We start from the raw sequence: 14,412 nt of genomic DNA on the forward strand, positions 1-14,412 counted from the left end.
TCGAATCCTCAGCGCAGGTTGATGGTGGTGTTCACGCCGTCGTTGACGCTGTCGTCGTCGAACCAGCGCGCCGTGACCGTTTTGGTCTGCGTGTAGAACTGCACCACTTGCTTGCCGTACGGGCCGAGGTCGCCGAGTTTCGAACCGCGCGAGCCGGTGAAGCTGAAGAACGGTACCGGTACCGGAATCGGGATGTTGATGCCGACCTGCCCGACGTCGATTTCAGTCTGGAACTTGCGCGCCGCCGCACCGCTCTGGGTGAACAGGCCGGTGCCGTTGCCGAACGGATTGGCGTTGACCAGCGCGATCGCCTGATCGAGGGTGTCGACTTCCAGCACCACCAGCACCGGGCCGAAGATTTCCTGGGTGTAGATCTGCATGTCGGTGGTCACCCCGGAGAACAGGGTCGGGCCGACAAAATTGCCTTGTTCATAACCCGGCACGCTGATGTCGCGACCGTCCAGTTCAAGCTTGGCACCTTCCTTGATGCCGCTTTCGATCAGCTCAAGAATTCGCGCCTTGGCCTTTTTCGAAATCACCGGACCGACATCGGTGCCCGGCTCGCTGCCGGCGTTGACCTTGAGTTTCTGCGCCAGCGCTTTCAGGTCTGGCAGCCACTGTTTTGAGGCACCGACCAGCACCACCACCGACGTGGCCATGCAACGTTGCCCGGCCGCACCGAAACCGGCACCGACCAAGGCATTCAGCGCTTGCTCGCGATTGGCGTCCGGCAGTACCACGGCGTGGTTTTTTGCGCCCATCATCGATTGCACGCGTTTGCCGTGCTTGCCGGCCAGGTCATAGACGTGCGTGCCGACGGCGGTCGAACCGACGAACGACACGGCTTTGATGTCCTTGTGCGTGCACAGACCATCGACCACATCCTTGCCGCCGTGAACCACGTTGAGCACACCCGCCGGAACGCCAGCCTCAATGGCCAGTTCCACCAGCAGCATAGTCGACAGCGGATCCTGCTCCGACGGCTTGAGCACGAAGGTGTTGCCGCAGGCGATCGCCATCGGGAACATCCACAGCGGAATCATCGCCGGGAAGTTGAACGGCGTGATGCCGGCGCAGACGCCGATCGGCTGGCGCAGGGTGTAAGTGTCGACGCCGCCAGCGACGTTCTCGGCGAACTCGCCCATTTGCAGGGTGCCGATCGAGCAGGCGTGCTCGACCACTTCCAGGCCACGGAAAATATCGCCCTCGGCATCAGCAATGGTTTTGCCTTGCTCGGCGCTGAGCACCACGGCGATGCGTTTGGAATGTTCGCGAATCAACGCTTGCAGCTTGAGCATGATGCGCATCCGCGCGCCGATCGGGGTCAGTTTCCAGGTCTGGAAGGCACGCTGGGCGGCGCTGACGGCGGCATCGACTTCAGCGGCGGTGGCGAACGGTACTTTGGCCAGCACTTGCTGGGTCGCCGGGTTGACGATGTCGTGCCATTCACTGGTCTGCGACTCAACCCACTCGCCGTCGATCAGCAGTTTTACCTTTTGCAGTGTGGTGTCGTTGGGCGTAAGCGATGCGTTCATGCTGGTCTCCAGAACTTGTTTTTATCGTAGGAGCCAAGGCGAAAGGTTCGCCTTGAGATGAGGCGTGTGTCCAGAATGGTTGTCGGACGGTTTTTGGAGTATAGATGTGCAAACTTCTAATAAGAACGCACATATAAGCCCGTCCATCATGCAAAAAAACATCACCTCGCTAGGCTCGCTGAACTGGGACGACCTGAAGTTTTTCCTCGAAGTCGCCCGCACCCGCAAAGCCAGTACCGCCGCCAAACGGCTGGCCGTCGACTACACCACGGTGTCGCGCCGGATCAGTTCGCTGGAAGCAGCGCTCGGTACATTGCTGTTCGAAAAATCCCGCACCAGCGGTTTCGTCCTGACCACAGAGGGTCAGCGCTTGCTCGGCTATGCCGAGTCGATCGAAAGCACGTTGCACATGGCCTGCGAGCAAGTCTCGGGCTCCGGCGTGGCTCTGTCCGGGCATGTGCGCATGGGCTGCACCGAAGGCTTCGGCAGTTTTTTCATCACCCCGCAGCTGAGCCATTTCGTCGACGCCTACCCAGCTATCTCGGTGGACATCCTGCCGCTGCCGCACTTCATCAGCCTGTCCAAGCGCGAGGCCGACATCGTCATTGCTCTTGAGCGGCCGGAGCACGGGCCGTACGTCTGCTGCAAACTTTGCGACTACCGTTTGCAGCTGTACGCAACCCAGGATTATCTGGACAAACACCCGCCCATCCGCCGCCCAGCGGATTTGAGCAAGCATCAATTCATCAGTTACGTGGACGACCTGGCGTTCAGCTCGGAGCTGCTTTACCTGGCCAACGTGGTGCCCGGCGCCAGCGCACATTTGCGCAGCACCAGCGTGATCGCGCAATACGTCGCCGCGCAGCAGGGGCGCTCGCTGGCGATCCTGCCGTGCTTTCTCGCTGCACAGGATCCGCGATTGCTGCCGGTGTTGCCGGAGGAAATCGACATCACACGGCAGTTCTGGATGTACTGCCGGGAGGATCTGCGCAAGCTCAAGCGGATTACGTTGTTGTGGGATTACATCCGTGAGGTGACTGAGCGCAATCAGGCGTTGTTGATGGGCGAAACGCGGGAGATGCGCTTTGCCGGTTAATCGGCGCTGACCACAATCGACACCCGGCGGTTTTCCGTACGCCCCGCTGCGGTGTCGTTGGAAGCCACCGGCTCGCTGCTGCCCAGGCCTTGCAGCTGGATGTTCTCCTGCTTCATGCCGACCGTGCCGAGGACGTTGGCAACGCTCTTGGCCCGGCGCAGCGACAGTTGCTGATTGTAGGTTTCCTTGCCCGACGCATCGGTGTGGCCATCGACCCGAACGCGCTCGATACCCACGCCAAGCAGCGCCTTGCCGATGCGTTCGACGATTTCCGTGCTGGGTGCATTCAGGCTTTCGACATCGCTACCAAACAGCACTTTGCCCGACAGGCCGAACTCCCAACCATCGTCGGTCAACTCGAAACCCTGCTGTTTGAGCACGGCGACCTGCGCGGGGGTCAGGCCTTTCTTTGGGCTGGTCTGGCAACCGCTCAGCGTCAGCGCGGCTATCAACAGCAAAACGGAAAACAGTCGAACGGGAAGAGTGAACACGGACATCAGCTCCTGGTGTGAACGGAATCGACCGGGCGCTCCGACCCGGCCGTAAATTGCGCGCCGCGCGACAGGCGCTTGGCCTGATACATCGCCGCGTCGGCTGCGTTAAGCAAGGTCCCTGGCGTGGCGCCATGATCGGGGTAAACGGCGATGCCGATGCTGAGCGAGGTCACCACACTGGTATCGCCCGGCAGGGTGATCGGCATGTCCATGCTGGCGAGGATCTTGTCAGCGATGTGCTCAGCGTCTTCAATCGCGTGAAGCGGCGCGAGCAGCACGGCGAACTCATCCCCACCCAACCGAGCGACCAGATCCTCCTCACGCAATTGCGCTCGCACGCGATTGGCGATGGCCACCAGCACTGCGTCGCCCGAGGCGTGGCCGAAGTTATCGTTGATGCCTTTGAAGCGGTCGCTGTCGAGAAACAGCACGGCCACCCGCTCATCGTGTTTTTTGCTGTTACGCAAGGCACGGATCAAACGTCCTTCGAAAAACGCGCGGTTGGGTAACCCGGTGAGACTGTCGTGGGTCGCTTGATGGGCGAGCGTTTCGTTTTCGTTTTGCAGATGGGTTTGCCAGGACTCCAGTTCGCCGAGCAAGGCATTGAAGTCGTTGCCCAGATTATCCAGTTCGGCGATTTGCGCCGGCGGCACCCGCCGATCCAGTGCCCGCTCGCTGCGCGCGGCGTGTGCGACGGAGGCGAGGCTGTGCAATGGGCCAATGATTGCGCGCAGTTGCCGTCGCGCCAGATAGAGCGCGACCCAGGCGCTGATCGCGGTGCACAGTACAATTCCGGCGAGGCCACTGAGCAGGAAACGCATCAGGCTGCCGCCGTGACCGATGAGCAGGACCCGACCGATTTCGCGGTCCTGATGCTCGATCGGCAAACTGACCGGTTTTTCCAGAATGGCGCGTGTGATCTGCATTTCCAGCTCGGAGAACAGGCCGGTCTCGGCGCGCTGCCATTGCGCAATCAATTGGCCTTGCGCGTCCAGCACTCGGGCATCCGCCACTTCTTCGGTGGAGGCGATGATCGCCAGCGCCTCGGTTGCCGCTGCTTTGTCATTGAACACCACAGCCGCTTCGACGGTGTAGCTGATCGAACGGGCGATCAAATGCAGGTTGTGATCGGCGTATACCCGCAGCGCCAGCAAACCCAGCAAGGTCAGCGAAATACTGGCCATCGCCACCGCCATCAGCGCGACAATCAGATGCCCACGGCCGATGACCGAGCCAAGAGTCGGGCGAGCCTTCCAACTGAACAGCTTCATGGCGCTGCCGCTTTGCGACGGGACAACTGCAGCACGCTGGGATGAATGCGTACGCCGCTGCGAGCGACCGAGTCGAGATTGACCTCGAACGACACCTGCTCATCGCCGACGCGCAGGCAGAACAGACTGCCAACGGTGCATTGATCGTCCGCTTCGCTGATGCTCAGCACCGGATGCCCGATCAACGATGCGAACAGGCGACTGCGTTCAGCGGCGGTGAGCTTGCCGATGTACACCGCGTCGCATTCGCTGACGATGGCCGGGTTGTCCGCCAGCAGACGACGCACAGCCACCGGCCGGCCAGTGGCTTGCGTGGTGCCTTTGACCAGGTCATCGGTGTATTCGGTGGGGCCGACAATGCACAGGCGTAACTGCACCGGTTCCACTGGCCAGCGGGCATAACTGAGGATACCAAGGACCACTTGCGTCACGGCTTTGGCCCGTTGCTCGGCCGGCCCGGTTTGCGCTTGTGCGATGGCGTTGCCCGTCAGCAACCAGAGCAAAACGATCAGCAATGCCCGCTGGCAGGCAACCACACGCTCTGTCGTCCGGACGGCCACCTTCATGCAGGAATTCTCTTGAAGCGTAACGAAATGATGCCGCAACGATAGCACAGCGCCGAAACGCCAGCGAGGCGCCCGCCTGACCGACTGGTCAGTAATCGTTGCCGATCATCCAGCGCTTCATCCCTGAGGCTGGGCGCCCTCTTCCAGTTCCAGCATCAGCCCGCTCAGACGCTTGACCTTGCGCTGCACCGCTTCCTCAAACACGCCGGCACGCGGCTCGATCAAGGTAAACCAGTGCCGCGCGCGAGTGATTCCGGTGTAGATCAGCTCTTTCGTCAGCACGGGGTTCAGCGCATCCGGCAGGATCAGCGCCGTATGGGCGAACTCCGAACCCTGGGACTTGTGCACTGTCATGGCGTATACGGTTTCGACGTCATTGAGCCGACTCGGCAACACGAAACGCACGCCGCCCTGACCGTCGTTGCGAGGAAATGCCACGCGCAGAACAGTTTTGCCAATCTCTGCGCTTTCACTCTCGGGCAGTTTCAGGGCAATGCCGATGTCGCCGTTCATCAGGCCCAAACCATAGTCGTTGCGGGTCATCAGCACCGGGCGACCTTCATACCACTGCTGATCGCTTTCGATCAGACGCGCCTTGAGCAACGCCGTCGTGATGCGCTGGTTCAGGCCTTCTACACCCCACGGGCCCTTGCGCACGGCGCACAACAACTGGAACGTGTCGAACGCCTGTAAAACTTCACGCGCCCAATCGGTCCAGTCCGCATGCTCCAGTGTCCGCGTCGATGGCGGGCGTTGATCGCGCAGCACGCTCAGATAATGGCGATAACCTTGCGGGCCGTTACCGTGACCGTCTAATAACAGCCGTTCGAGCTTGTGATCGTGCTCACCTTTGAGCGGCAGTGAATACACGTCGTCGTAGCCGCCGGCGATGAGCAGCTGTCGCGCCTCCTCGGCCAGTTGCTGGTTGACCCGACGCGCAAGCTGACCGATGCCGCTGCCCTCGCCGAAGCGGCGCGAGTGACGCAGCATCACGACCTGTTGCGCCAGCGGATGGGCGCCATCGTGGTCTTCATGCAAACCGCTGTCCAGCAACGACTCGCCACTGACTGACTCCAGCCATTGCCGCGTTTGCGGGCTGTACCAACCGCCCTCGGCGTCACGGCAAAGATCGCCCAGCACCGCCCCGGCCTCGACCGACGCCAACTGATCCTTGTCGCCCAGCAGCACCAGCCGTGCATGCGCCGGCATGGCGTCGAGCAAGTTCGCCATCATTTCCAGATCGATCATCGACGCTTCATCGACCACCAGCACATCCAGCGGCAGGCGGTTGCCGGCATGGTGACGGAAATGCCGGGTGCCCGGTCGGCTGCCGAGCAATCGGTGCACGGTGGTCACATCGCTGGGGATCGCCACGCGCACCGCTTCGGCGACTTGCAGCGATTGCACTTGCTGACTGATCGACTCGGTCAGGCGCGCGGCGGCCTTGCCGGTCGGTGCGGCCAGACGAATACGCAACGGCTGGCCAGCCTCGACGGCCGGTGCCTGCAGCAGTGCGAGCAGGCGCACCACCGTGGTGGTTTTCCCGGTGCCCGGGCCGCCGGTGATGATGCTGAAGGCGCTGCGCGTAGCGAGAGCACAGGCGAGTTTCTGCCAATCGATGACAGCTGCGGATTCCGCGCCGCCGAACAATTCATCCAGACGCTGCGGCAGATCATCCGGCGTCGGCTCCTGTTGCAACAAGCGTTGGCGCAACGCTGCATCGATGCGGCGTTCGTAGGTCCAGTAGCGGCGCAAGTACAGGCGTTTCGAGGACAACACCAACGGACGTGTCTGCGCCGTTTCACTCGCATCAGCGGCCAGCGCGACCAGCGAGCTACTTGCCAGCACCTTGCACCAATGGGCTCCATCGAGCGTTTCGAGCAGTTGTGAAGGCAGCAGCAACACACCGCCCTGCACATCGCCTTCGGGTGGCAGTGACAATGCAAAATCCGGCGCCTTGAGGGTTTCGAACAGATCCAGACACACATGACCATGGCCGAGCTGGTGGCTGGTCAGCGCCGCCGCGAGCAGCACCAGCGGATCGGTCTCGGGCTCGAGCTCATGCAGGAAAGCGACAAAGGCTCGGTCCAGCGCGCGCAGCCAGCCGCGCTCGACCCAACGACTCAGCAACAACAGCAAATCATCGGCGCGGGTCAGTGGCGAGAGTTTCGACAGACTGTCAGCTTCCAGTGGTGTCGGCAGCAGATCGGCGAAGGTGCGGTTCATAGCAGGACTCCCTGTTCCCAGGCGGGTTCGGACCTGCGCTCGGGTTTGCCCTGGAACATCCGGTCGAGGCGTTCGATCAACTCCCTTGGCGGACGCACGAAGTACACGCCGCGACTCTCTGCACGTGTACCGCGCAAAAACAAATACAGCGCCCCGCCGACGTGGCGGTCGTAATCGTAATCCGTCAAGCGAGCCTTGAGCTGGCGGTGCAACGCCAACAGATACAGCACGTATTGCAGGTCATAACGGTTGTCGAGAATCGACTGCTCCATGGCCTGTTCGGTGTAGGCCTGCTCATCCATGCCGAGCCAATTGGATTTGTAATCGGCGACGTAATAACGGCCGGCGTGCTCGAAGGTCAGGTCGATAAATCCCTTGAACATGCCGTTGAGCTGCACCGGCTCCGCCGCAACGCGGGCAACGCCATTGTGGGTGTGCTGGCGCACCTGTTCGTCGAGTTTGAGCACGTCGACTTTATGGCTGGCGAACCAGAACTCCATCTCGACACGGTGTTGCTTCAACTGCTCAAGAACCACTGACGGTTGCCCTCCAGTGACCGGCAATGGCGACTTGAGCAAATGCTGCAGCCAGTCAGTCAGCGTGGTGATCCAGCCTTGCCAGCCGCGCAGATTGCAGCGCCGGGCAATCGCATCTTCCAGCGCCTCTCGGGTAACCGCAAAACCTTCAGCGCCCGCCCATTCGAGCAAACCATGCAAAAAAGTGCCAGGATTCGGTCCGCGAGGAAACCGGTGAATATCGGCGCCACCGCTGACGATTTCTCGGGGTGCATCGGGGTCGAGGCGCTCGTCGTCAAAAAGCTTTTGCGCCTGCGGACTGTCCGGTGCTTCATCGCTGCCGACACTCAATACGTCGCTGATGCGCAAAGCGCTATAGGAAGCGATCCACCAGTTTTCACTGGCTTTGCGCTTGGGCCGTAGCGTGGCTCGCAGGACTGTTTGCGTGCGCGGCGGCTGATAATGCTCGTCAGTGGGCTGAGGCATTTCGCCGATGCCGATGGCCGGGCAGTCTTGCTGCAGCTCTTGCAGCCAGTGGGTCAGTTCACTGGATTCGCGCAGACCGGCACCGCCGCCCAGCAAGTAACCCAGCGCAGAAAGGTGCAGCACGGAGCTGTTGTTATTGCCGCGTTTGAGGTCAGTGACGCCCAACCAGCAGGCATGTTGCGCCCGGGTCAATGCGACATACAGAAGACGCAAGTCTTCGGCCAGACGCTCATCATCTGCCTGGGCTATCAACTCGACGGTCGGTTTGAGGCTGATCTGCGCCTTGCCTGAAGCGTCGTGGTAATGCAGCGGCAAACGGCTGCCATCCACAGGTTTCGCCGAGCAGATGAATGGCAAAAATACCAGCGGATATTCAAGGCCCTTGGATTTGTGGATGGTCACCACCTTGACCAGTTGCTCGTCACTTTCCAGACGCAGGATCTGCTCTTCGCCCGCCTGACCGGAGACTGCCAGCAGCTCGGCCAGATGACGGATCAACGCTTGCTCACCGTCCAGTTCAGCGGCGGCTTGCTGCATCAGTTCCGAAAGGTGCAAAAGATTGGTCAGCACGCGCTCGCCATCACTGCGCTGCATCAGAGTGTGCGGTAAGTGGAAATCGTGCAGCAGGCGTCGCAACATCGGCAACACGCCCTGTTTGCGCCAGAGCTCGCGATAGCCGCGAAATTGCATGACCCGGGCTTCCCAGACCATTTCGTTCTGGTTCAAGCGTTCCAGCTCGATCAGCGGCAGGTTCAGTGTGGTGCAGGCCAGCGCGGCCTTGAGCGAACGCTCGACATCGGGCTCGGCGCAAGCTTTCAACCAGGCCAGCAGGTCATGCGCCTCTTGCGCGGCGAAGACCGAATCCTTGTCCGACAGATAAACGCTGCGCACGCCTCTGGCGGCAAGTTCGGAGCGTACGGCCTGGGCCTCTTTACCGTCGCGGACGAGGATCGCGATGTCAGAAGGACGCAAACCTCTGAAGTCGTCTGCCTGGACGAAACCAGCGCTGCCGGTTTGCCCGCCATTGAGCAACCTGGTGATTTCACTGGCGCAGGCTGCAGCCATTTGCTGGCGGTAGACTGCGCTGGACAGCGGCTGCTCGCTGGGCAATAGCCAGACGTTCAGCGCCGCGATGTCATGCCCGGCAATCCGCAGCGTTTCCTTGCGTCCTTGAGACTCCACCGGTAGAAACGGCACAGGGTTATCGCCGGTTTTATCGCGAAACAAAAACGCGCCGCGCCCCTGCTCTCGGGACTCGGCGCGTTCGAATACGTGATTGACCGCTTTGACCATGCCGTGGCTGGAGCGGAAGTTGGTGCCGAGCGTATGCAAGCGGCCGGTTGTGGCCTGGCGTGCGCGCAAGTAGGTGTAAATGTCGGCCCCGCGAAAGGCGTAGATCGCCTGTTTGGGATCGCCGATAAGGAACAGGCCGGTATCAGGGTGGTTCTCTTCGATGCGATAGATACTCTCGAAGATGCGGTATTGCACCGGATCGGTGTCCTGGAATTCGTCAATCAGCGCCACCGGAAACTGCTCGCGGATCAGCGTCGCCAGGCGCTCGCCGCCCTCCGATTGCAGCGCGGCATCCAGGCGCAGCAGCATGTCGTCAAAACCCATTTCCGCGCGACGGCGCTTCTCTTCCTCAAAACGCGCGCCCACCCACTTGGCAGCGTGTTGCAGAACCGCAGCGTCGGGCGTCGGCAAAGCGTCGAGGCTCGATTTGAGTCCGGCCATGGCGTCCAGCCCCGGATGACTGGGGGCCTGGCCCTTCCATGCCTCGGCCATGCCGTCGGGTGTCAGTCGGGTGAAGCCGGTGCCAATGTCCAACTGCTCTAGGGACTCGTCTTCGGCCCAGGCCTTGAGTTTCTCGAACCAGGGCTCAAAATATCGCGGCTGCATCTTGCGGCCATCGACGGCTTTGCTGGCGACGCCCTCATGGCACAGGACAAGCAGTTCGTCTGCCCAGTCACGCCAAGGCATTTTCAGCTCGACCAACGCAGCTCGGCGCTCCAGCAAACATTCGGCGATCAGCTCCGCCGGGCCCTTGCCTTCATCGGTGTCACGCTCGGTGGCAAACAAGCCGCGTACGCGAGGCAACAACGCCGCAGGGCCACCCCAGTTGCTGCGCACCCAATTCAGCGCATCGCCCTGCATCGGGTAGCAGAACAGCCGCCAGTAATCGCGCAGCACCTCGCCGAGCAAATCGCTGTGATCGGTTTCCAGCGACTGCGTGAACAGGCTGCCACTGTCGAACGCATGCTCGCGCAGCATGCGCTGACACCAACTATGGATGGTCGAGACAGCGGCTTCGTCCATCCATTGCGCGGCGATATCGAGGCGGTTGGCACAGCCCGGCCATTGCGGCGGGTTGAACTGATCGCGCAGTTCGGCAACCAGTCCGTCAGGCGCGGGAATCTCGTCACGAAAAAAACGCGCGGCCTCGGCCAAGCGTGTCCGAATACGTTCACGCAACTCCTTGGTGGCAGCGTCAGTAAACGTGACTACAAGGATTTGCGGCGGCAGCAACTCGCGTCCGAAACCGCTTGTCTCGCCGCCATGGCCGAGAATCAGCCTCAGATAAAGCGCCGAGATCGTAAAGGTTTTGCCGGTGCCGGCGCTTGCTTCGATCAACTGACTGCCGCGCAACGGGAATGCCAGAGCCAACGGTGTCTTCGTACTCATGGGCGTGCGCCTTCGCTGGACAAGGAACGCCAGGGCGCTTCGAATAACGGGCGGTACAGCGCGTCGCACCAACCGGTGAAGGTTTCGTCTGCTGACAGGGCTCCGAAGTCGGGATATTGCCGGAGCAGCGCCGGGCTTTCACGACGCTCGCCGTCGCTGGTCTGACCGTCACCTTCGTAGGCTTTTCGGGCAGCGGCTTCGGCTTTGACCGGATCAGATTGCGACAGCCAGGCGAATGCGGTTTTTATCGCAATCGGCAAGGGCTGGCGCATGCCGGATTGCCAGGCGAGAAGCAGGTCACCGAGCAAATGCAGCGCTCGGTCGCGCTCCATTGGCTCCAGCAACAAAGTGTCGTCACTCGCCACCAATGCCGTGGTTAACGCATGTTCGCTGGCGCAGGCGACCAGATGGGTGACCCAAGGTTTGGTCAGCCGATGCCACTTGCGTGTTTTGATCGAGCCGATGCTGTTTGGAATGGCCGTGACTGACAGCAGGCCGCCATCGGCTCGTTGGTGCAGGCTCGAGAGCCAGCCTTCCAGACGCAAACCCCGCAAGTCGAAACTGACCGGGATCGCACTGTTCAATGGCGTCGGCCATAACGTCAGCAACTGTTGATACCGCTGCAGCAGATCCGGCAGCGGTTCGATCAACTCGCGTTGCAGACACTCGCCAAAACCGGCCATCGGCAACAAACCGCTGTTTTGCAGACGCAGCGCTCGGGCTTGCAGCGCTTGATCGACATCGTGCGGCTGGCTGAGTGCGGCTTCCAGCAAACTGTCGCTCAGCGTGTAGCGCTGCAACGCGTCCAGCACGAATGGTTCTTCATCGGCTAACGGCGCTTGTGCGGCCTCGAAATAGACCTTGAGTCGTTGAGTGAAAAAATGTCGAACCGGGTTACGCATAAAATCCTGGAGCAACGCCAGCGTCAGCGGATCCTCTTGAACATACGGCTCAAGTAACCGCGCCTCGCTTTGCTGCGCTTCCTCTTGATGCAACACTTGCCATTCGCTGGCATAGCTGAACAGTTGCTCGCCTTCGTGGAAATAGCGGACGCTGAAAGGCTGCAAAGGGTGTTCTTCGGTCAGCGCCTCTAGCAGATCCTGGCTCGCATCGACTGAACGCCAGCCGCTGGCGAGGTGATCGCGCAACTGGCCGATCAGCACTGAGGCAGGTCGTTCGCTGTTGTCGCGGATGCTGCGACCGACCCAACTGATATAGAGCTGAGTGCGTGCGGACAACAGCGCTTCAAGCAACAGATAGCGGTCATCTTCCCGCCGCGAGCGGTCGCCCGGGCGGTAATCGCTGCCCATCAGGTCGAAGTCCAGCGGTGGCTGCGCGCGGGGATAATCACCGTCGTTCATGCCCAGCAGACAAACCAGTTTGAAAGGAATGGCGCGCATCGGCATCAAGGTGCAGAAATTCACCGCACCGGCGAGGAATCGTTGCGACAAACGCCCCTGATCCAGCCCGGCGAGCCATGCTTCGCGAACGACAGTCAGTGGCAACTCGTCAATCAAACCGACCGCCTCGCAGGTGCCGAGCCAGGTTTCGCGAAGTTCTTCCAGTTGGGTCAGCAGGTAGTCGTCGTGCTCGTTGCTGGCCTGGAAAAATACCTGCATCAGCGCCTGCAAGCGCAGCCCCCACTCTCTCGGTTGAGCCGGTTGCGTGAGTTGCTGATGAGCGATTTCCAAGGCATCCAGCAGTGCAACCAGTGGCCCGATCAGGGCAGCATCAAGCCCACCAATTTCATCGTAAGGCTCGATGCCTGCACATCCCTCAGCGCTGCCGACGGCGTAGCCCAACAACATTCGGCGCAGGCCGAAATGCCAGCTGTTCTGCTCCAGCTCTTCAGGCAAACCGAGACCGGCCCGTTGCTCGGCACTCATGCCCCAGCGCACACCGGCGCCTTCGATCCAGCGATGCAGAGTTGGCAGGTCGCGTTCCTCTACGCCAAAGCGAGCACGCAGGGCCGGGACATCGAGCAGGTCAAGGATCTCACTGACCGGGAAACGGCTGTCGGGTAACTTGAGCAGGTGCTCGACCGCGATCAATAAAGGATCGCGTCCACGCTGGCCCTGGTCTGCCAAAGTGAACGGAATGAAGCGCGAATCATGGCGATCAAGCTGACCGAACACCGCACGGATATGCGGCGCATAGCTGTCGATTTCAGGAACCATGACAATTACGTCGCGGGGGCGCAGTTGTGGGTCGGCGCTGAAACGCGCCAAAAGTTGATCGTGCAGGATTTCGACTTCGCGCTGAGCGCTATGGGCGATGTGAAAGCGTATTGAATGGTCCTGCGTCGCATCGACCGCTGGCCAGAGATCGCGTGTCTCGTTGAGTGGACGTAACTCGAGAATGTCATCCTGCAGCTGATTAAGCATGTTGTGGGGCTGGGCTTCGCTGAACAGGTCGATGCGGCCGTCACGAAAGGCTGCACGGTAGCTGTTGGGGTCGTCGTAGCTGTCGAGCAGGTTGATATAGTCGCGACCTTGTTTGCCCCAAGCGGCCAGCAACGGATGTGCGTGCTGATGCAGGGTCTCGGCATCAAGCACGACGGGCATTCCACTTTTGCGCTGTTGCCGCTTGTATTGATGCCGCAGCAGGTCCTTGTCGGCGACGATATCGGCCCAGTGATGGCGGCAAGGATTGTGTACGCAAAGCAGTACCTGGCTGAAGCGCGCCAAACCGGCGAGTGCTTCAAGAACCTGCGCAGGCAACGAAGAAATACCAAAGACGATCACGCGCGGCGGCAGCGCCGTCGGTGCCTTGTCGAGTGTGTTGATGCGCTCCATGAAGCGTTGATGTACCCCAGCACGACTCTGCGCCATACCTTGTTCGCCGACATCATCCAGCAGTGCTCGCCACAACTCTGCCTGCCAGCAACTGGTCGGCGGCAGCGGCTTGATTTCACCTCTGACATTGCGCAGTTGATGCCGGCCTTCCGCCCAATCTTCCAGCCAGTCGGCCCGATACACCTGATACTGGTCAAACAAATCGGCCAGACGCTCTGCCAATTGATAGCGCTTGCGCAGATCGCTGTCGTGGGTGAGAAAGCGTTGCAGCGGTTCGAAATGTGGGCGGTCGATTACCTGTGGCAAGAGGCGCATCAGGCGCCAGGTCAGCGGGGCTTTATCGAGCAGTGATTTCGCCGGAATCTCTTCTCGTCCCAGCACCATGCGATAGAGCTGCCACATAAAACTGCCGGGCAATTGCACATCAATTGCCGCAGCTATACCGCATCCACCGAGATCATCTTCTTCAGGATCCTCGGCCAGTGCCAGCTTGAGCCACTGAGCGATGCCGTTGCTTTGCACCAGAGCGATTTCGTTTTCCAGGGGTGCCAGTGGGTAGCGGCGCATGATGCTGACCACAAGGCTGCGCAGTTCATCGAGACTGTTGCTCTGAACCACCATGAATGCAGCGTTGAGGGACTGGGCGTCCGACATATGGATTCCTTGGAAAAACACAAAAGCTGAGGCAGAACCTTAGCATTGTCGGCCGGTTGTGGCAGCCGGATGACGTCTGCAAAGGCTGTAAG

The 14,412-nt window shown here is 60.8% G+C and carries 8 protein-coding genes; 1 reads left to right on the forward strand and 7 read right to left on the reverse strand.

Features of this window, described 5'->3' with window-relative positions:
* Positions 1 to 8: 8 nt before the first annotated feature.
* A complete protein-coding gene (locus tag CXF97_RS09370; protein ID WP_101158183.1) occupies positions 9 to 1,535 on the reverse strand; it encodes a CoA-acylating methylmalonate-semialdehyde dehydrogenase in 1,527 nt (508 codons plus the stop codon).
* Between the two features lie 148 nt (positions 1,536 to 1,683).
* Here CXF97_RS09370 and CXF97_RS09375 point away from each other — a divergent pair, with 148 nt between their 5' ends.
* The gene (locus CXF97_RS09375; RefSeq protein WP_101158185.1) at positions 1,684 to 2,631 is read left to right on the forward strand and encodes a LysR family transcriptional regulator; all 948 of its coding nucleotides are present in this window, start codon (positions 1,684 to 1,686) and stop codon (positions 2,629 to 2,631) included.
* On the opposite strand, the gene CXF97_RS09380 is transcribed toward CXF97_RS09375, so the two are convergent.
* The 6 genes from CXF97_RS09380 to recC all read right to left on the reverse strand — a co-directional run bounded on the left by CXF97_RS09380 (position 2,628) and on the right by recC (position 14,320).
* Positions 2,628 to 3,128: an OmpA family protein gene (locus CXF97_RS09380; RefSeq protein ID WP_178081169.1), complete on the reverse strand. Its 501-nt coding sequence runs from the start codon at positions 3,126 to 3,128 to the stop codon at positions 2,628 to 2,630. The two genes, CXF97_RS09375 and CXF97_RS09380, sit on opposite strands and share 4 nt — an antisense overlap.
* Positions 3,128 to 4,396: a diguanylate cyclase domain-containing protein gene (locus CXF97_RS09385; protein WP_101158187.1), complete on the reverse strand. Its 1,269-nt coding sequence runs from the start codon at positions 4,394 to 4,396 to the stop codon at positions 3,128 to 3,130. The genes CXF97_RS09380 and CXF97_RS09385 overlap by 1 nt, the downstream gene beginning before the upstream one ends.
* A complete protein-coding gene (locus tag CXF97_RS09390; protein WP_101158189.1) occupies positions 4,393 to 4,962 on the reverse strand; it encodes a YfiR family protein in 570 nt (189 codons plus the stop codon). The genes CXF97_RS09385 and CXF97_RS09390 overlap by 4 nt, the downstream gene beginning before the upstream one ends.
* A gap of 117 nt (positions 4,963 to 5,079) precedes the next feature.
* Entirely contained in the window at positions 5,080 to 7,188 is a 2,109-nt protein-coding gene (gene recD / locus CXF97_RS09395; RefSeq protein ID WP_101158191.1) for an exodeoxyribonuclease V subunit alpha, read from the reverse strand.
* Entirely contained in the window at positions 7,185 to 10,871 is a 3,687-nt protein-coding gene (recB, locus tag CXF97_RS09400; RefSeq protein WP_101158193.1) for an exodeoxyribonuclease V subunit beta, read from the reverse strand. Before recB ends, recD begins: the two co-directional genes overlap by 4 nt.
* Positions 10,868 to 14,320: an exodeoxyribonuclease V subunit gamma gene (recC, locus tag CXF97_RS09405; RefSeq protein WP_101158195.1), complete on the reverse strand. Its 3,453-nt coding sequence runs from the start codon at positions 14,318 to 14,320 to the stop codon at positions 10,868 to 10,870. Before recC ends, recB begins: the two co-directional genes overlap by 4 nt.
* Positions 14,321 to 14,412: the final 92 nt, after the last annotated feature.

Origin of the sequence: Pseudomonas sp. Choline-02u-1 (assembly GCF_002836515.1) — a bacterium.
Lineage (GTDB): Bacteria > Pseudomonadota > Gammaproteobacteria > Pseudomonadales > Pseudomonadaceae > Aquipseudomonas.